Origin of the sequence: Allonocardiopsis opalescens, from assembly GCF_003002095.1 — a bacterium.
Classification (GTDB): domain Bacteria; phylum Actinomycetota; class Actinomycetes; order Streptosporangiales; family Streptosporangiaceae; genus Allonocardiopsis; species Allonocardiopsis opalescens.
In genome coordinates this window covers 204,747-222,035 of record NZ_PVZC01000010.1, presented here as the reverse complement: position 1 = coordinate 222,035, position 17,289 = coordinate 204,747, and the positions used below count along the sequence as shown (strand labels likewise).

The 17,289-nt window shown below is 76.0% G+C and carries 15 protein-coding genes; 10 read left to right on the top strand and 5 right to left on the bottom strand.

The features are described 5' to 3' along the window. Positions 1–177: 177 nt before the first annotated feature. The gene (locus tag CLV72_RS28695) at positions 178–630 is read left to right on the top strand and encodes a PH domain-containing protein (protein ID WP_245930502.1); all 453 of its coding nucleotides are present in this window, start codon (positions 178–180) and stop codon (positions 628–630) included. A gap of 16 nt (positions 631–646) precedes the next feature. Here CLV72_RS28695 and CLV72_RS32500 read toward each other — a convergent pair whose 3' ends face one another. After that, positions 647–1,150 carry a hypothetical protein gene (locus tag CLV72_RS32500; RefSeq protein ID WP_106252713.1) on the bottom strand — a complete coding sequence of 168 codons (504 nt, stop codon included), beginning with the start codon at positions 1,148–1,150 and terminating at the stop codon, positions 647–649. Positions 1,151–1,355: 205 nt separating this feature from the next. Here CLV72_RS32500 and CLV72_RS28685 point away from each other — a divergent pair, with 205 nt between their 5' ends. Both CLV72_RS28685 and CLV72_RS28680 read left to right on the top strand, forming a co-directional pair. After that, the gene (locus tag CLV72_RS28685; protein ID WP_106252711.1) at positions 1,356–3,101 is read left to right on the top strand and encodes a PH domain-containing protein; all 1,746 of its coding nucleotides are present in this window, start codon (positions 1,356–1,358) and stop codon (positions 3,099–3,101) included. Between the two features lie 107 nt (positions 3,102–3,208). Further along, entirely contained in the window at positions 3,209–3,418 is a 210-nt protein-coding gene (locus tag CLV72_RS28680) for a hypothetical protein (RefSeq protein WP_245930501.1), read from the top strand. 64 nt (positions 3,419–3,482) lie between these two features. On the opposite strand, the gene sepH is transcribed toward CLV72_RS28680, so the two are convergent. Then, a complete protein-coding gene (gene sepH, locus CLV72_RS28675) occupies positions 3,483–5,207 on the bottom strand; it encodes a septation protein SepH (RefSeq protein WP_106252705.1) in 1,725 nt (574 codons plus the stop codon). 512 nt (positions 5,208–5,719) lie between these two features. Here sepH and CLV72_RS28670 point away from each other — a divergent pair. Beyond that, entirely contained in the window at positions 5,720–6,523 is an 804-nt protein-coding gene (locus CLV72_RS28670) for a hypothetical protein (RefSeq protein ID WP_106252703.1), read from the top strand. A 10-nt stretch (positions 6,524–6,533) separates the two neighbouring features. Here the strand turns inward: CLV72_RS28670 and CLV72_RS28665 are convergent, their stop codons facing one another. Continuing rightward, positions 6,534–7,832 carry a D-arabinono-1,4-lactone oxidase gene (locus tag CLV72_RS28665; RefSeq protein WP_106252701.1) on the bottom strand — a complete coding sequence of 433 codons (1,299 nt, stop codon included), beginning with the start codon at positions 7,830–7,832 and terminating at the stop codon, positions 6,534–6,536. Positions 7,833–7,890: 58 nt separating this feature from the next. Between CLV72_RS28665 and CLV72_RS28660 the strand changes: the two genes are divergently transcribed. The 3 genes from CLV72_RS28660 to CLV72_RS28650 all read left to right on the top strand — a co-directional run bounded on the left by CLV72_RS28660 (position 7,891) and on the right by CLV72_RS28650 (position 11,968). Then, a complete protein-coding gene (locus tag CLV72_RS28660; protein WP_106252699.1) occupies positions 7,891–8,946 on the top strand; it encodes a ferrochelatase in 1,056 nt (351 codons plus the stop codon). A 113-nt stretch (positions 8,947–9,059) separates the two neighbouring features. Continuing rightward, positions 9,060–11,084, top strand: a complete 2,025-nt coding sequence (locus CLV72_RS28655) for a S9 family peptidase (protein WP_106252697.1) — start codon at positions 9,060–9,062, stop codon at positions 11,082–11,084. Between the two features lie 38 nt (positions 11,085–11,122). Next, a complete protein-coding gene (locus tag CLV72_RS28650; RefSeq protein ID WP_106252695.1) occupies positions 11,123–11,968 on the top strand; it encodes an inositol monophosphatase family protein in 846 nt (281 codons plus the stop codon). A gap of 92 nt (positions 11,969–12,060) precedes the next feature. On the opposite strand, the gene CLV72_RS32495 is transcribed toward CLV72_RS28650, so the two are convergent. Then, positions 12,061–12,231, bottom strand: a complete 171-nt coding sequence (locus CLV72_RS32495) for a hypothetical protein (RefSeq protein WP_170141158.1) — start codon at positions 12,229–12,231, stop codon at positions 12,061–12,063. Between the two features lie 503 nt (positions 12,232–12,734). Here CLV72_RS32495 and CLV72_RS28645 point away from each other — a divergent pair. Together CLV72_RS28645 and CLV72_RS28640 are read left to right on the top strand one after the other, a co-directional pair. Next, on the top strand, positions 12,735–13,034 hold the full coding sequence (locus CLV72_RS28645) for a DUF4193 domain-containing protein (protein ID WP_106252693.1): 300 nt from the start codon (positions 12,735–12,737) through the stop codon (positions 13,032–13,034). Positions 13,035–13,229: 195 nt separating this feature from the next. After that, entirely contained in the window at positions 13,230–14,168 is a 939-nt protein-coding gene (locus CLV72_RS28640) for a hypothetical protein (protein ID WP_245930500.1), read from the top strand. 79 nt (positions 14,169–14,247) lie between these two features. Here CLV72_RS28640 and CLV72_RS28635 read toward each other — a convergent pair whose 3' ends face one another. Further along, on the bottom strand, positions 14,248–14,532 hold the full coding sequence (locus CLV72_RS28635; RefSeq protein ID WP_106252689.1) for a DUF4235 domain-containing protein: 285 nt from the start codon (positions 14,530–14,532) through the stop codon (positions 14,248–14,250). 116 nt (positions 14,533–14,648) lie between these two features. Here CLV72_RS28635 and valS point away from each other — a divergent pair, with 116 nt between their 5' ends. Beyond that, on the top strand, positions 14,649–17,243 hold the full coding sequence (valS, locus tag CLV72_RS28630; RefSeq protein WP_106252686.1) for a valine--tRNA ligase: 2,595 nt from the start codon (positions 14,649–14,651) through the stop codon (positions 17,241–17,243). Positions 17,244–17,289 lie beyond the last annotated feature (46 nt).

Below are 17,289 nucleotides of genomic sequence, written 5' to 3'. Positions count from 1 at the left end.
ACGACGCGTCATACTCTGCACCGTGCCGCTGACATGGCGCCGACATCCGGCTGACAGGCGTCCGGCATCCGGCCTACGCGCCGTACACCAGTACACTCGACCGCTGTGACCACCACGCCATTTCGGCTACGCGAACCCGCGCAACGCGTTTCGCGCAGGGCGATCGGAAAATGGGCGGTGGAAGGCGCCATCGGCGCCGTCTTCGTCATCGGCCTCAGCAGCGGGCTCGCCTTCTGGATCAGCACGCAGCGCTGGGGATGGCTACCGGTCGCCGTCATCGACAACATCTGGTGGCTGCCGGCCGCCGCGGGGCTGTGGGCGGCCGTCGACATCCTGGTCGTGCCGTGGGTGCGCTACCGGGTGCACCGCTGGGAGGTCAGCGCCGACATCGTCTACACCCGCACCGGCGGCCTGACGCGCCACTGGCAGCTCGTCCCGATCAACCGCATGCAGACCGTCGACCGCACCCAGGGCTGGCTGGACCGCCTCTTCCGGCTCGCGACCGTGGAGATGAAGACCGCCTCCCACGCGGGCTCCTCCACCATCTCCGGCCTCGACGAGCCCGAGGCCACCCGCCTGGCCGAGGACCTCGCCACCCGGGCCGGCCGGGCCGGCGACGACGCCACCTGAGACGGCCGCCGCGCGCTCAGGCCCCGGTGACGGCCGAGGCGGCGCGGCCGAAGTCGATGAGGCCGGTCAGCGGATCGGCCAGTCCCTCGACGGAGACCCCGATCACGATGCGCCGTCCGGCCAGCCGGGCCAGGTACAGCCGCCGGGGCGCGGGGTCGGAGGCGATGACGAGGTCCTCGCCCGCGTTGCCGGGGTCCTCGATGCGCCCCGTCAGCGTGTAGTCGCGGTCGCCGACGCGGATCTCCTCGGCCTGGCCGTCCAGCGCGGCCACCACCGCGGCCGACTCGGCGCGGGTGCGCGGCAGCAGCCGCTCGGCCTCCGGGCCCCAGACCGCGCGCACCCACACGGGTCCGCCGCCGGTCCCCGCGCCGGCCGGGGCCGGCGCCGCCTCGATGACGCCCGAGGCGTCGGCCAGCCCGACCGCCTGGAGGCTGCCGCCGCCGGGCTCCAGCGCGTCCGCCAGGCGGTCCCGCCAGTACCGGACGGTGTCGTAGCCGCCCGCCCGCGCGTCCCCCGTCATCGCCCGCCCCACTCGCTCGGTCCGCGGCACCGCCTCCGCGGCGCCGCGGCACCATCCTCTCCCGGGCGTCACGCTCCGGCCGTGCCGAATCACCGAGCGCGGTCGAACCGGCCGCGCCCGCCGGTGGCGATCACGGCGGACCGCCGGGCCCGCGCTAGGGTCGAGACCGGCGGGCACGGCTGCACTCTGGGGCGAGGCGGGGGCGATGGGCGGCGACACGCGGGACGGCGGGCGGGCCGGGGCCGCCGACGGCCGGGAACGGCCCGGTTCCGGCGAAACCGACGCCCCCGACGGGGCCCGGGGGAGCGCGGCGGACGGTACGGGCTCCGAGCCGCCCGCCTACGGCGGACCCGACGAGCCCGGCGGCGCGGAGCCGGAGCTTCCGGACGCGCCGGCGGACCCCGCCGGTGCCCCGGCCGAGGAGGTGCCGGGCCGGCGGCTCAGCGTGCGCACGGTCTTCACCAGCCCGCTCAGACGGCTCGGGTCGCTGGCGGTGCCGCTGGTGGTGCTGCTGTTCTTCGGCGGCGGCGAGTGGTGGAGCATCGCCGCGGCGGCGGCCGGCATCGGCGGCACCATCGCCTTCGGGTGGGTGCGCTGGTTCACCTTCCGGTACCAGGTCTTCCCCGACCGCCTGGAGATCCACCAGGGCCTGATCGGGCGGTCCACGCGCCGGATCCCGCTGGACCGGATCCGCGGCGTCGACGTGACCTCGAACCTGATCCACCGCGCGTTCGGACTGGCCGTGGTCAAGGTCGAGGCGGCGGCCGGCGGCTCGACCAGCGAGGAGGGCTCGCTCGACGCCGTCTCCGTCGCGGACGCCGAGCGGCTGCGGGTCGAACTGCTGCGCCGCCGCGCCCAGCTCGTGGGCGCCCCGGCCGGGGCGGGCGCCGGACCGGCGGAGGCGGCGCCCGCCGAGGACGCCCCCGGGCAGGCACTGGACGCACCCGAGCCGGAGCCGCCCGAGACCGTCTACCAGCGGATCGAGCCGCGCTGGTACTTCTACGCCCCGCTCAGCCTCGGCTACCTGCTGGCGCCGTTCGCGGTGATCGGCAGCCTCCTCGGCATCGTCGGCCAGAACTTCGACAGCCTGGGCCTCGACCCCGACCAGATCGTCGAGGCGACCCGCTCCTACGAGCGGCAGCTGCCGCTGGTCCTGGCCGGCGCCGCGGCCGCGCTGGCCGTCCTCATGCCGGTGTCCGCCGTGGTCACCTACGCCGCCGCGCACTGGAACTTCAGCCTGCGCCGCCGGGGCGACGCGCTCGTCACCAGCGAGGGGCTGTTCACCCGCCGCAGCGTGACCCTGGAGCAGCGCCGCATCCGCGGCTTCGAGTACCGCGACAACCCGATGGAGCGGCTGTTCAAGGTGGCGCGGCTGCGCGCCGTCGTCACCGGGCTGGGCGGCAGCGCGACCCGGGCGCAGCTGCTGCCGATCGCGCCGCGCGCCAGGGTCGAGGAGATCGCCGGGCTGGCCGTCGCCCCCTACCGGGGCGGGCTCACCGCGCACCCGCCGGCCGCGCGCGTGCGGCGGCTGTTCCGCGCGGTGGTGCCCGTGCTGGCGGTCGCGGCGGCCGCCGCACTCCTCCACGTTTACCTGGCGGCGGCGGTGGCGGCGCTGGTCCTGCTGGCGGTCCCGCTCGGACTCGACCGCTACCGGGCGCTCGGCCACGGCTTCGACGGCGAGCGGCTCAGCGTCCGCTCGGGCTCGCTGGACCGCCGCCAGGTGGTGCTGGAGCGCGATGCCGTGATCGGCTGCCGCATCAGCCAGACCCTGTTCCAGCGCCGCGTCGGCCTGGCCACGCTCACCGTCGCGGTGGGCGCGGGCGGCGGCGCCCACGACGCCACCGACATGGCCGCCGACGACGCCGCGGTCTTCGGCTCGCGGATCGCCCCCGAGCTGTTCGCGCCCTTCGCGGTCCCTTCCGGCGAGGCGGCGGGCGGGCCGAAGGCCTGACGGCGGGCCCGGACGAACCCGGCCCATTGCGCGAAACGGGCACGAGCGAGCCGCCCGCGCGGAATACTCCCCATGTGCCCGTCCGCCGACGACGAGGAGGTGCCTCCGTGCCCGGCTACGAGTTCGCCACCCTCGAGTGGATCTGGACGGAGTCGTCGATCCAGGTGAACCTGCCCGGCGGCGACGAGCGGATCCTGCCGGGCGGCCACGACCAGGTCGTCGCGCTGCTCTCCCACCTGGGCGCCCAGGGCTGGGACGTCGCCACCTGCGCGGGAGTCTCCAACTGGCTGCTGTGGACCCTGCGCCGGCAGCGCTGAACCCGGCGCACGCCGCCGGGCGGCCGAGCGGGACGGCCGGGCGCGCCGGACGTGTGCGCGGGGCTCAGGTCTCCTTCTTGGCCCCGAACATGATCTCGTCCCAGGACGGGACCGAGGCGCGGCGGTTGCGGGCGGACTTGCGGCCGCGCCGGGCGGCGGCCGGGGCCGGGGTGTCGCCCGACGCGGCGGGCCGGGCCTCCTCGGCCGCGGGCTCGTCGGCGGGCTGCTGCTCGCGGGCCGGCGCCTTGGCCGGGGTCTTCCTGGCCGGGCGGTCCGGCGCGCGCTGGGCGGCCGCGCGGGCCGGCTTCTGCTCCGCGGCGGGCCGGCCCGCCGCCTCGGCGGCCGGTTCCTCGGTGCGCGCTTCCGGCGCGGCGGAGTCGGCCGCGCCGTCCGCCGCCTCCTCGGTCGCGGACGCCGCCTCGGTCGCGGCCGGAGCGGCCGCCGATCTGGCCGGAGCATCCGCGTCGTCGGCACCGGCGGACACGGCCGCCGCCTCAGGCGCGGCGGCGGAGGGCGTCACCGCCTCCTCCGCACCGCCGGGCGGGGCCGCCGGTTCGCCGAAGGGCGTGGCGGCCCCGCCCGGCGCCGCGGCCGCCTCGGACCGGTCCGCCGGGTCACCGAGCGGGCCCGCCTGCTCGGCGGCCCGCCGGGCCTCCGAGCCGCCCGGCGCAGGACGGCCGCTCGCGGTCGTATCGGGTGCCGGCGTTCCGGCGAAGGGGTCGGCCGCCGGCGCCGGAGCGCCGGCGTAGGGGCCCGTCGGCGCGTAGGGCCCAGGCGGCCGCTCGGCCGGGCGGGTGTCCTCGGGCCGCTGCGTCCAGGGGCCCGCCCGGTCGGGGCCGGGCTGCTGGGTCCAGGGCGCGGGCGGCCGCTGCGGCTCGGCCCAGGCGGCGGGGCGCTCGCCCGGCTGGACGGGGTGGACGGACGGGGGCTGCTCGTCCCAGGGGCCCGGCTGCGGCGGCCGGCGGTCGGCGCGCGGCTGCTCGCCCCAGGGCGGCGCCTGCGCGGCCGGGCGGTCGGGCAGCGGGTCGGGCCGGCGCGCGGGCTCGCCCTGCGGGGGCGCGGCCTCGGGCCGGCCCGGCTGGCCGAGCGGCGCGGGCCGGGCGAAGCCGCGGGGCGGCTCGGCGGCCGGCCGGGGGCCGGGGTCGGCGGAGCGCGCCTGCTGCAGGCGGGGCACGAACGGGGTGACATTGGCCGGGCTGGGCTCGGGCTCGCGGTAGTCGTCGGTGGACAGCCGCAGCGCCTCGTCGTCCATCGGGGTGACGTGGCGGCGCCGAGGGTCGAAGACCCAGGTGCCGCTGGACTCGGCGCCGTCGGACAGGTAGGTGATCCGCACCGACCAGGTGCCGTCCTCGAGCTTCCAGGAGTCCCACTGGGCCTCCTCGGGATCGATCCGGCGCCGGCCCAGCCGCTCGGTGACCATGTCGCCCAGGCTCGGCCCCGGGCCGTCGTCGCCCGCGCGGCGCACGGCGGCGCGCTGCGCCTGCTGGGCGATGTACTGGCGCTCCTGCAGCACCGGGCCCTCGAACCAGCGGACGCGCTCGATCGGCAGGCCGGAGATCTCGGCGATCTGCTCGGCGGTCTCGCCCGCGCGAATCCTGGCCTGGATCTCCTTCGGTCGCAACGGACTCTCCACTTCGATCTCGTACTGGCCGAGGCGGGAGAACTGGCCCCGCACCGCGGCGCGCAGGCGCTCGTCGATCGGAAGGGTGAAGCGGGTGCCACGTCCGGCGCTCGCCAGCACCACATAGGTGCCGTCTTCGCTCACCGCGACGAGGCGCAGCTCCTGCATCCCTGATCCTTCCGCGTCCCGTCGGGGCCGGATAGCCATGAGACTGTCCCAGGGTCCGAGTGTGCAGCCCGCCCCCCACGGCGGCCAGCACCCCGCCCGGCATGTCCCAACTTTGCCCGTTCCTTGCCGGCTCCTGCCAGAGTCCACGGATTCTCGCGCGTCCGGTCGGGCGGCGGAGGTCTGCTCGGTGGCGGCACGGCCCGCCCCGCGCCGGCCGCCGAGCGGCACGGGGATCAGTCGGGCGGTCGGCCGATCAGGGACATCCTGCCATCTCGGCGCGGTCCGCGCTGCCGGTAGCGGTCGTCCGGGCCGTGTCCGGCCGCGATCGGGCCGCCCCGGCCGGAACCGGCCCCGCCCCGGCGGCGGCCGACACGCCGGTGTTACCCGATGGTGACGTGTCTAACGCCTTCCCGTTACCGGAACATCGCGAGCCGTCCGCGGAGTTGGTCGATGCGGGATGTATCGGACACGGCGCGCACCGGCGCGCGGGCGGCGGAAGGAGCGGGCACCGGATGAGCGGGCGGCGCATCGAGCTGAGCGCAGCGCAGATCGTCGGGGGAGGGCTGGCCACACTGACGGCGGCCGTCGCGGCCTCCTACCTCGGCGTCTACGGCACCATCGCGGGCGCGGCCGTGATGAGCGTGCTGAGCACCGCGGGCGGCGCCGTCTACGAGCACTACCTCAAGCAGGGCGGCCGCCGCGCCAGGGAGCTGGCGGCCCAGGCCCGCCGGGCCTCCCGCCAGGGCACCCCGGCCGCCACGGCCGCGTTCACCGCCGTCTCCGCCGAGCCCGCCCCGCCCGGCCCCGAGGACCCGGAGCGCCCGGGCGAGGGCGCCGAACTGGCCGCCGACGAGGACCCCGCCGCCCCTTCCGCATCGTTCTGGCGGCGGCACGCCCGCAGCCTGCTGGCCGGGGCCGCCGTCGTCTTCATCGGCGCCATGGCCGTGATCGTCCTGGTGGAGTCGGCGACCGGCCGCCCGCTGGCCGGAACGGTCCGCGGCGAGCCCGGCCACGGCACCTCGCTGTGGGGCGGTGAGCTCGGCACCACCGCTCCCACCGAGGACCCCGGCCCCGCCGAGCCGACCGCCGACACCACGGACCCCCCGGGGCCCGCCGACACCGCGCCGCCCGAGCCCACCGGGGAGCCGGGCACCGGCACGGCGCCTCCCGAGCCCGAGCCCTCGCAGCCCGCGCCGCCCGCCGACACCACCGCCCCGCCGGTGGAGCCCACCGCCCCGCCCGCCGAACCGGAGCCGCCCGAGGACCCGCCCGCGGACGACGGCGCCGCCGGGGAGGACGCCGCCCCGGCCGGCTGACCGCCCCGCTCTAGGACCCCAGCACCCGCTCCAGGTAGGCGTTGCCGAAGCGGCGCCCGGGGTCCAGCCGGTCGCGCAGCCCGACGAAGTCGTCGAAGCGCGGGTACACGGTGCGCAGCCGGCCGGCGTCGAGGGTGTGCAGCTTCCCCCAGTGCGGCCGCCCGCCCAGCCCGGTGAACACCTCCTCCAGGGCGCCGAAGTACCCCCGGTAGGGGGCGCCGCGGTACACGTGCGCCGCGACATAGGCGGTGTCGCGGCCGTGGGAGGTGGCCAGCCAGGCGTCGTCGGCCGGGGTGAAGCGGACCTCCAGCGGCATGGTGGTGCGGTACGGCCCGCGCTCCACCAGCGCCCGCACCGCGCGCAGCGCCCCGGCCGCCTGCGCGCGCGGGATCGCGTACTCCATCTCCACGAACCTGAACCGCCGCGGCGTGGTGAACACCCGGGCGGAGGCGTCGGTGTAGTCGCGCGCGCCCAGCGCGCCGGCCGCGCAGCGGTTGAGCAGGGGAGTGGCGGCCGGAACGCGCCTGCCCAGCCGGTTCATCAGGTCGTAGACGGAGTTGCCGAGGAATTCGTCGTCGAACCAGGCCCGCAGCGGCCGCAGCGGCGCCGCCGGCCCCTCGACCCGGTTGTTGCGCTTGGTCAGCGCGGCGCCGGTGTGCGGGAACCAGAAGAACTCGAAGTGGTCGTTGCCGCCGTGCAGCTCGTCCAGCCGGTCGAGCACCTCGTCCAGCGGCATCGCCCGCTCGACCGCGCGCAGCAGGAAGGCGGGCACCACCCGGAAGGTGACCGCCGTGACCACCCCCAGCGCCCCCAGGCCCACCCGCGCGGCGTGGAACAGGTCGGGCTCGCGCTCGGCCGAGCACACGGCCGCAGAGCCGTCGGCCAGCACCAGTTCGAGCGCGTGCACCTGCGAGGCCAGGCCGCCCACGGTGCGGCCGGTGCCGTGGGTGGCGGTCTGGATCGCCCCGGCCGCCGTCTGCGCGGTGATGTCGCCCAGATTGGCCAGCGCCAGGCCATGCCCGGCCAGGTAGGCGTTGAGGGTGTCCAGCCGGCAGCCCGCCTCCACCGTGACCAGCCCCCGCGCGGCGTCCAGCGAGCGCACCCGCGACAGCCCCTCGGAGCGCAGCAGCACGCCGTCGGTGACGGCCGCGCCGGTGAAGGAGTGCCCGCTCCCGGCCACCCGCACCCGCAGGCCGTCGCCGGCCGCCGCCACCACCGCGCGCGCCACCTCCTCGGCGCTGCGCGGGACCAGGATCCGCCGCGGCCGCGCCCGCTGGTTGCCGGCCCAGTTGCGCCAGGTCTCCGCCATGCGCGGAGCCTAGCCGTCCCGGTGCGCGCCCGGTACCGGCTCCTGGTTGGATGGGGTCATGCAGTCCGACCAGTCCTTCGACGCCTTCCTGCTCGTCTCGTTCGGCGGTCCCGAGAGGACCGAGGACGTGGTGCCCTTCCTGGAGAACGTCACCGCGGGCCGCGGGATCCCCCGCGAGCGGCTGGTGGAGGTGGGCAGGCACTACTACCTGTTCGACGGCGTCAGCCCGATCAACCGGCAGTGCCGCGAACTGCTCGCCGCGCTGCGCGCCGAGTTCGACACCGCCGGCCTGGACCTGCCGCTGTACTGGGGCAACCGCAACTGGGACCCCTACCTCACCGACACCGTCCGGCAGATGGCCGCCGACGGCGTGCGCCGCGCCGTCGCCTTCCTGACCTCCGCGTACAGCTCCTACTCCAGCTGCCGCCAGTACCACGACGACGTCGCCAGGGCACGCGCCGAGGCCGGCCCCGGCGCGCCGGAGATCGAGGTCATCCCGCCCTACGCGACCCATCCCGGCTTCGTCGAGGCCGCCGCCGCCACCACCCGCGCCGCCCTCGAACGGCTCGGCCCCGACGCCGCCGGCGCCCGGCTGGTGTTCACCGCGCACAGCATCCCGCTCACCATGGCGGGCGTCTCCGGGCCCTCCGAGCACCGCCGCGGCCCCGGCGGCGGCTACGCCGCGCAGCTCGAAGAGGTGGGCCGGCTGGTGGCCGAGCGCCTGGGCCACCGCGAGTTCGACCTCGTCTACCAGAGCCGCAGCGGCCCGCCCAGCCAGCCCTGGCTGGAGCCCGACATCTGCGACCACCTCGAATCCCTGCGCGAACAGGGCGTGCGGGCCGTGGTGGTGTCGCCGATCGGCTTCGTCTCCGACCACATGGAGATCAAGTACGACCTCGACGTCGAGGCCGCCCAGGCCGCCGAGAAGCTCGGCCTGCGCTACGCCCGCGCCGCCGCCCCCGGCCACCACCCCGGGTTCGCCGCCATGGTCCGCGAGCTCGTCACCGACCGCGCCAGGGGCGCCGTCCCCGCCCACCTGGGCACCCTGCCCGCGCTGCCCGCCCCCTGCCGCGACGGCTGCTGCCCGCTGCGCGCACCGGCCCCCGCCGGGTAGCCGGGCGCACGGCTCCGCGCGCACGCCGGCCGACGCGCGCCGCCGGAGCCCACGAGACCCGCCCGGAACCGCCGCCGCCGAGGCGTCCGGGCACCCGTTGAGAAGGAGCCCACGTGGGTAGACCCCTGCACGAGCTGGACCGCTTCGTCGAGCTGCCGCGCATCGGCGGGCTCGCCGTCTCACCCGACGGCACCCGGCTGGTGGCCACCGTCACCACCATCGCCCCCGAGCGCACCTCCCACCGCACCTCGCTGTGGGAGATCGACCCCGAGGGCCGCCACCCGGCCCGGCGGCTCACCTACTCGGCCAAGGGCGAGAGCGGCCCCGCCTTCCGCCCCGACGGCTCCGTGCTGTTCGCCTCCGGGCGCGCCGACAGCGAGCGCCGCCCCGACGAGGCGGGCGAGGGCGCGGCGGGCAGCGCGCTGTGGGAGCTGCCGGCCCGCGGCGGCGAGGCCAGGCGGCTGGCCGAGCCCCCCGGCGGAGTGTCGGGCATCGTGGTGGCCCGCGAGGCCGGCTCCGTGCTGTTCGCCTCCGCGGCGCACCCCCGCTCCGGCGACACCGACGCCGAGCGCGCCTGGCGCAAGTCGCGCGCCGAGGCGGGCGTCACCGCGATCCTGCACGAGAGCCACCCCGTGCGCTACTGGGACCACGACCTCGGCGACTCCATGCCCCGCCTGTTCCTGGCCGAGACCGGCCCCGGCGGCGAGACCTCCGCGCCCCGCGACCTCACCCCCGACGCCGGCCGCGCCCTGCGCCACGAGTCCGGCTACGACATCAGCCCCGACGGCCGCACCGTGGTCGCCGGCTGGCAGGCCGAGGACGGACGCGGCGGCGTCTACGTCGAACTCGTCGCCATCGACACCGCAACCGGCGAGCGGCGCACCCTGTTCTCGCGGCCCCGCCACCACATCCACGCGCCCGCCTTCTCGCCCGACGGCCGCCACATCGCCGGCGTCCTGGACTTCGACGGCGAGCAGGACCGCATCTGCACGCTGACCCTCCAGCTGTTCGACACCGCCACCGGCGAGAGCCGCGACCTGCTCGCCGGGCACGAGCTGTGGCCGCGCGAGCACGCCTGGTCCCACGACGGCGCCGCCGTGTACTTCGCCGCCGACGACAACGGCCGCCGGCCCGTCTTCGCCGTCGACCTCGCCACCGGCGAGCTGCGCCGCCTCACCGGCGACCACGGCGCCTACTCCTCGCTCACCGTCGCCCCCGACGGCGCCCTGTACGCGCTGCGCGACGCCGTCGACGCCCCGCCCGCCCCGGTCCGCATCGACACCGGCGCCACCGACGGCCGCCCCGCGCCGCTGCCCGGCCCCACCCCCGAGCTCGACCTGCCCGGCACCCTCACCGAGATCGAGACCACCGCCGACGACGGCACCCGGGTGCGCGCCTGGCTGGTGCTGCCCGAGGGCGCCGAGCAGACCCCCGCGCCGCTGCTGGTGTGGGTGCACGGCGGCCCGTTCATGAGCTGGAACGGCTGGTCCTGGCGGTGGAACCCGTGGCTGATGGCGGCCAGGGGCTACGCCGTGCTGCTGCCCGACCCCGCGCTGTCCACCGGCTACGGCCACCGCATGGTGGAGCGCGGCTGGAAGGGCTGGGGGCCGCGCACCCACGCCGACATCATGGCGGCCACCGACGCCGCCGTGGCCCGCGACGACATCGACGCCGGGCGCACCGCGCTGATGGGCGGCTCCTTCGGCGGCTACATGGCCAACTGGGTGGCCGGCCACACCGACCGCTTCCGCGCCATCGTCACCCACGCCTCGCTGTGGGCGCTGGACCAGTTCGGGCCCACCACCGACCACCCCGGCTTCTGGGTGAGCCAGTTCGGCGACCCCGCCACCGAACCCGAGCGCTACCTCGCCGACTCCCCGCACCTGCACGCCGGCAAGATCAGCACCCCGATGCTGGTCATCCACGGCGACCGCGACTACCGGGTGCCCATCGGCGAGGCCCTGCGGCTGTGGTGGGACCTGGTCAGCAACGCCGTCGACGCGAAGTTCCTGTACTACCCCGACGAAGGCCACTGGGTGCTGCGGCCCGGCAACGTCAAGGTGTGGTACCAGACCGTGTTCGCCTTCCTGGACCACCACGTCAACGGCGCCGACTGGCACCGCCCCGACCTGGTGTGAGCGGGTAACCGGCGGCCGACGACGAAACGGGGGAGACCATGAGTACCGACACCGGAGCGGCCGGGCCGAAGCGGCCCGGCGCCCAGGAGCTGCTCGACCTGGCGGCCGCGGTGGCCGCCGAGGCCGGCGCGATGCTGGCCGGGGAGCGCGCGGCCGGCGGCGTCAGCGTGCTGGAGACCAAGTCCAGCCCGACCGACGTGGTCACCGCGATGGACAAGGCCAGCGAGGCGCTGATCACCGAGCGGATCCGCGCGGTGCGGCCCCGCGACGGCTTCTTCGGCGAGGAGGGCAGCGCCGAGCCCGGCAGCTCCGGGGTGCGCTGGATCATCGACCCGATCGACGGCACCGTCAACTACCTCTACGACCAGCCCGAGTGGGCGGTCAGCGTCGCGGCGGAGGTCGACGGCGCGGTGGTGGCCGGCGCGGTGAACGTGGTGCGCCGCGCCGAGCTGTTCACCGCGGTGCGCGGCGGCGGCGCCCGGCTCAACGGCGAGCCGATCTCGGTGAACCCGGCGCCGGAGCTGCCCCAGGCGCTGGTGGCCACCGGCTTCGCCTACGCGCCCGAGCTGCGGGCGCACCAGGCTCGGCTGCTCACCGGCGTGCTGTCGCGGGTGCGCGACATCCGGCGCGGCGGCTCGTGCGCCGCCGACCTGTGCTCACTGGCCGTCGGACGGGTGGACGCCTACTACGAGCGCGGCCCGCACTACTGGGACTGGGCGGCCGCCGGGCTGATCGCCGCGGAGGCCGGCGCCCGCTTCGGGCGGGTCGGCGGCGGGGAGCCGGGGGAGGACCTGACGCTGCTGGCGGCGCCGCCCGGCCTCTTCGAGGCGCTGTCGGAGCTGCTGGCGCCGCTGGAGCCCGACGCGCCGGTACAGCGCGCCTGAGGCCCCCTCCCGCGGCCCGCGGGAGGGGGCCCGGGTGGACCCGTGCGGCCGGAGCACGGCCCTTGACGCTCCGGCCGCGCCGCGGCCTCACCTCACGGAGTGCACGGCACCTCGATGTCGTGCCGCGAGGCGATGCGGCGCAGGTCCTCGATGTCCAAGGTGCGCGCCTCGGCCAGATACAGGTCTCCATTTGCCCTGGCCGCCTCGAGGGAGGCGTACGCCTCGCTGAGCCGAAGTCGCACCTCGGCGGCGAACTCGCCCATGCACACTCCTTCCACCACCGATAGGGAACCTCACCGGTCTACCCCCCGACCGCGCTGGGCCAAACCACCGAACCGCGGCTTTCACGGTGAGTTCACCCGCACGAAGAGCGGCCCGGAACCCCCCGCACCGCCGAACCGCGCGGCATCCCGGTCCGAAAGTGGGCAACACCACACGCGGGGGTATTCGCCGACATGACGCAGCCGGGCAGGGCAATGCCGATTGGTGGGTATGCTCACCCGGGCGCGAACCCGGCCGAATGGTTTGTCGGCCGTACGCGCGTGCGTGGCGGTCCGGTCACCGCCGTGGTGTATCCCCAGGCCCCACGGCGTTCCCGGGCGGCGGCGGAGCGGGAACCACACGTGACACGAGCGGAACCGGCCGGATGGCGGAGCGGCGGCCCGTCCCGTGACAGAATTTCCCGCCTGGATCGGGCACATAAACGGCTTCCTGAGCGTTAGACCCGCGCGAGGAGGCATGGACCGAGGGGGATGGAGCTAGCAGAATGGCCACCGATTACGACAGCCCGCGCAAGACCGACGACGATCTCGCCGAAGACAGCCTGCAGGAACTGCAGGCGCGCCGCACCGACAAGACGGCGAGCGCGATCGACGTCGATCCCGACGAGGCGGCCGAGTCGCTGGTGTTGCCGGGGGACGATCTCTCCAATGAGGAGCTGTCCCTCCGGGTGGTGCCGCGGCAGGCCGACGAGTTCACCTGCGCGCGCTGTTTCCTGGTGCACCACCGCAGCCAGCTCGCCGAAGAGCGCGGCGGGCAGCTGATCTGCCGGGAGTGCGCCGCCTGAGGGCGCCGATACCACCCGGGCAGAATGGGACCAACGGGGAAATAGCGGGAAGCGCAGGGAATTGCCGATCACTAATCAGTAGGAAAACGGGAGGGGTGTCGCGGCGCGCGCGGCGACGGCCGCCCTCCGGGACGCCGATCGCGGCCCGGACGGCGGCACCGAGTGCGGGGAGCGGCCTGACGTGAGGAGAGGTTCATGACAGCGCGGCCGGAACCCGCAGACCAGCCCGCACGCGGCGGCCCCGACACCCCTGACCCCGAACCCGCCGGCCCGGCGGGCCCCGACGGCGCCGCCGAGCGTCCCGGCGGTGACGAGGCCGCAAGCGGCGAGGTCGTGCCCGCCGAGGAGGTCGGCGAACTCGTCCAGCGGCTCACCGAGACCGAAGGCGACAGCACCGCCACCCGCGGCCGGCTGATCGCCCGCCTCGCCAAGGCGCTGGCCACCAGCGCCCGCGGCGCCGGAGCCAGGAGCCTGGCCGGCGGCCGCTGGCTCACCGAGGTCTTCGCCAACGAGGTCGCGCCCCGCCTGCAGATCCGCGACCTGGAGACGCTGCGCCGCCACCACAAGGGACTCTCCGGCGAGGAACTGGCCGACGCGCTGGTCCGCAACGCCGCCAACGGCACCACCGCCGTCGGCGCGGCCGGCGGCGCGCTGGCCGCCGTGCAGTTCACCGCCCCGCCGCTGCTGCTCACCGCCCCCGCCCAGATCGTCGCCGAGACCCTGGTCGTCGCCGCCATCGAGGTCAAGCTCGTGGGCGAGCTGAACGAGGTCTACGGCGTGCGCCCCCAGGGCGGGCCGCTGGAGCGTACCGGCCGCCACCTGATGTCCTGGGCGCACCGCCGGGGCATCGACCCCAGCCAGCCCGGCTCGCTCAGCGTCGCGCTGGGCGCCGCCGCCAAGACCGCGCTGCGCAACCGCCTGCTGCGGGTGCTCGGCCGCCATCTCACCACGCTCGGCCCCTACCTGACCGGGGCCATCGCGGGCGGCAGCCTCAACCGCGCCGCCACCACCGGCCTCGGCAAGGCGGTCCGCACCGACCTGCGCCGCATCGCCATCGCCCCGCCCGCACCGGTGCCCGCACCTCGCGAGCTGCCCCGGGGCCCGGCCGCCATCGAGGACGGCGGCGCCCGGTAACCGGCCCGGACACGACCAGGCCGCCGCGGGGCCGCAAAAGGCCCGTGGCGGCGGCCGGGTGGTGCGGTGGGCGGGGGCCCTACAGTTCGTCGGCGTCGGGCAGCACCTCGGTGCCGCGCCCGAGCGCCCTGGCGGTGGCCCGGATGGCCAGCACCCGCCCCACCTCGGTGGCCACACCGGTGAACACGGCCCAGCCGATGGCCTCGCCCAGCCCGATCTCCAGTGAGTCGGGGTTGGACGGGGGCTCCTTGCCCACGGCCTTCCGCCAGACCACGGTGACCAGTTTGCGGGTCGCGTAGCCCGCGGCGATCGCGGCCAGCCCGCCGGCTATCTGAAGGGTCAGATCGGCGTTCTTCTGTCGCATTGGTTCCTCCTTGCCGCCCGATCCTGCCACGCCTGCCCCCTCCGCCGCCGCCGACCCGCGTCCAGGCGCCGGAAAACCGCACCGGGCGCGCCTCCGCGCGCAATACCATTAGGGGCATGACCAACCGTTCTCGCCCGTTCAGCGTGCCCGCCAAGCCCTCCCTCGACGGCCTCGAGGAGAAATGGGCGGCGGTATGGGACGAGCAGGACACCTACGCCTTCGACCGCACCGCCGAGCGGGCCGAGGTCTTCTCCATCGACACCCCGCCGCCCACCGTCTCGGGCTCCCTGCACGTCGGCCACGTCTTCTCCTACACCCACACCGACACCGTCGCGCGCTTCCAGCGCATGCGCGGCAAGGCGGTGTTCTACCCGATGGGCTGGGACGACAACGGCCTGCCCACCGAGCGCCGGGTGCAGAACTACTACGGCGTGCGCTGCGACCCCTCGCTGCCCTATGATCCGGACTTCGAGCCGCCCGCACAGACTGCGCCCCACAAGCGTGGGGGTGATCCGCGCCAGGTCCCGGTCAGCCGCGGCAACTTCATCGAGCTGTGCGAGCGGCTCACCGCCGAGGACGAGAAGGCCTTCGAGGCCACCTGGCGGCGCCTGGGCCTGTCCGTCGACTGGAAGCACACCTACGCCACCATCGACGCCGCCTCCCGCGCCGCCTCCCAGCGCGCCTTCCTGCGCAACCTCGCCCGAGGCGAGGCCTACCTCACCGAGGCGCCCACCCTGTGGGACGTCACCTACCGCACCGCCGTCGCCCAGGCCGAGCTGGAGGACCGCGAGCGGCCCGGCGCCTACCACCGCATCGCCTTCCACCGGCCCGACGGCGAGCCCGTCCACATCGAGACCACCCGCCCCGAGCTGATCCCCGCCTGCGTCGCCCTGGTCGCCCACCCCGACGACGAGCGCTACCAGGCGCTGTTCGGGCAGACCGTCCGCACCCCGATCTTCGGGGTCGAGGTCCCGGTCAAGGCCCACCCGCTGGCCGAGCCCGACAAGGGCTCCGGCATCGCGATGATCTGCACCTTCGGCGACCTCACCGACGTCACCTGGTGGCGCGAGCTGCGGCTGGAGACCCGCACGGTCATCGGCCGCGACGGCCGCGTGCTGGCCGACCCCCCGCGCGGCCTGGACTCCGAGTCCGGCCGCGCCGCCTACGCCGAGCTGGCCGGCGCCACCGTCCACACCGCCAGGGAGCGCATCGTCGCGATGCTGCGCGACTCCGGCGAGCTGGTCGGCGAGCTCCGGCCGATCACCCACCCGGTGAAGTTCTACGAGCGGGGCGACAAGCCGCTGGAGATCGTCTCCACCCGGCAGTGGTACGTCCGCAACGGCGGCCGCGACGACGAGCTGCGGGCCCGCCTGGTCGAGCGCGGCGCCGAGCTGACCTGGCACCCGCCCTACATGCGGGCCCGCTACGACAACTGGGTCGGCGGCCTCAACGGCGACTGGCTGGTCAGCAGGCAGCGCTTCTTCGGGGTGCCCTTCCCCGTCTGGTACCCGCTCGACGAAGCCGGCGAGCCCCGCTACGACCGGCCCATCACCCCCGACGAGTCCGCGCTGCCCGTCGACCCCAGCTCCGACGTCCCCGAGGGCTACCGCGCCGAGCAGCGCGACGTCCCCGGCGGCTTCACCGGCGACCCCGACGTGATGGACACCTGGATGACCTCCTCGCTGTCCCCGCAGATCGCCGGCGGCTGGGAGCGCGACCCCGACCTCTTCGCCCGGGTCTTCCCGATGGACCTGCGCCCGCAGGGCCACGACATCATCCGCACCTGGCTGTTCTCCACCATCGTGCGCGCCCACTTCGAGCACGGCACCCTGCCCTGGCGCAACGCCGCCCTGTCGGGCTGGATCCTGGACCCCGACCGCAAGAAGATGTCGAAGTCCAAGGGCAATGTCGTCACCCCCATCGGGCTGCTGGAGGAGCACGGCTCCGACGCGGTGCGCTACTGGGCGGCCAGCGGCCGCCCCGGCACCGACACCGCCTTCGACACCGGGCAGATGAAGGTCGGCCGGCGGCTGGCCATCAAGATCCTCAACGCCAGCAAGTTCGCGCTCTCCGTCGTCCCCGAGGAGCAGGCGGTGCGCGGCGCCGCCCCCGACCCGGAGGCCGTCACCGAGCCGATCGACCGGGCGATGCTGGCGGAGCTGGCCGGCGTCGTCGACGACGCCACCGCCGCGCTGGAGGGCTACGACTACACCCGGGCCCTGGAGCGCACCGAGCGCTTCTTCTGGGAGCTGTGCGACGACTACCTGGAGCTGGTCAAGGCCCGCGCCTACGACTCCGACCCCGCGGCCGGCTCCGCCCGGGCCGCGCTGCGGATCGCGCTGTCGGTGCTGCACCGCCTGTTCGCGCCGGTGCTGCCCTTCGTCACCGACGAGGTCTGGTCGTGGTGGCAGGAGGGCTCGGTGCACGCCCAGCCCTGGCCCCGCACCGAGGAGTTCGCCTCGGCCGCCCAGGCGGGCGACCCCGCGGTGCTCAGCGCCGCCTCCACCGTGCTGCGCGCCGTCCGCAAGGCCAAGTCCGAGGCGAAGCAGTCGATGCGCGCCGACGTCGAGCGGGTCGTCGTCACCGGCAAGTCGGTCGAGGCGGTCCGCAGGGCGGCCGGCGACGTCGCCGCGGCGGGCCGGATCCGCACCCTCGACCTGGTCGGCTCCGACGACGCCGAACTGGCCGTCGAGGTCCGGCTGGCGGACTGACGGCCGGGCTGGGCCCTCCCGCCCGGCCGCCGAGCACGGTCCGGGC

Bases quoted from the DNA above. Each gene is read 5' to 3' on its own strand.
- sepH (WP_106252705.1), bottom strand. From the start codon at position 5,207: ATGCAGGAGCTGCGCCTCGTCGCGGTGAGCGAAGACGGCACCTATGTG.
- CLV72_RS28635 (WP_106252689.1), bottom strand. From the start codon at position 14,532: ATGCGACAGAAGAACGCCGATCTGACCCTTCAGATAGCCGGCGGGCTG.
- CLV72_RS28670 (WP_106252703.1), top strand. From the start codon at position 5,720: ATGAGCGGGCGGCGCATCGAGCTGAGCGCAGCGCAGATCGTCGGGGGA.
- CLV72_RS32500 (WP_106252713.1), bottom strand. From the start codon at position 1,150: ATGACGGGGGACGCGCGGGCGGGCGGCTACGACACCGTCCGGTACTGG.
- CLV72_RS28645 (WP_106252693.1), top strand. From the start codon at position 12,735: ATGGCCACCGATTACGACAGCCCGCGCAAGACCGACGACGATCTCGCC.
- CLV72_RS32495 (WP_170141158.1), bottom strand. From the start codon at position 12,231: ATGGGCGAGTTCGCCGCCGAGGTGCGACTTCGGCTCAGCGAGGCGTAC.
- CLV72_RS28665 (WP_106252701.1), bottom strand. From the start codon at position 7,832: ATGGCGGAGACCTGGCGCAACTGGGCCGGCAACCAGCGGGCGCGGCCG.
- CLV72_RS28640 (WP_245930500.1), top strand. From the start codon at position 13,230: ATGACAGCGCGGCCGGAACCCGCAGACCAGCCCGCACGCGGCGGCCCC.
- CLV72_RS28650 (WP_106252695.1), top strand. From the start codon at position 11,123: ATGAGTACCGACACCGGAGCGGCCGGGCCGAAGCGGCCCGGCGCCCAG.
- CLV72_RS28685 (WP_106252711.1), top strand. From the start codon at position 1,356: ATGGGCGGCGACACGCGGGACGGCGGGCGGGCCGGGGCCGCCGACGGC.
- valS (WP_106252686.1), top strand. From the start codon at position 14,649: ATGACCAACCGTTCTCGCCCGTTCAGCGTGCCCGCCAAGCCCTCCCTC.
- CLV72_RS28660 (WP_106252699.1), top strand. From the start codon at position 7,891: ATGCAGTCCGACCAGTCCTTCGACGCCTTCCTGCTCGTCTCGTTCGGC.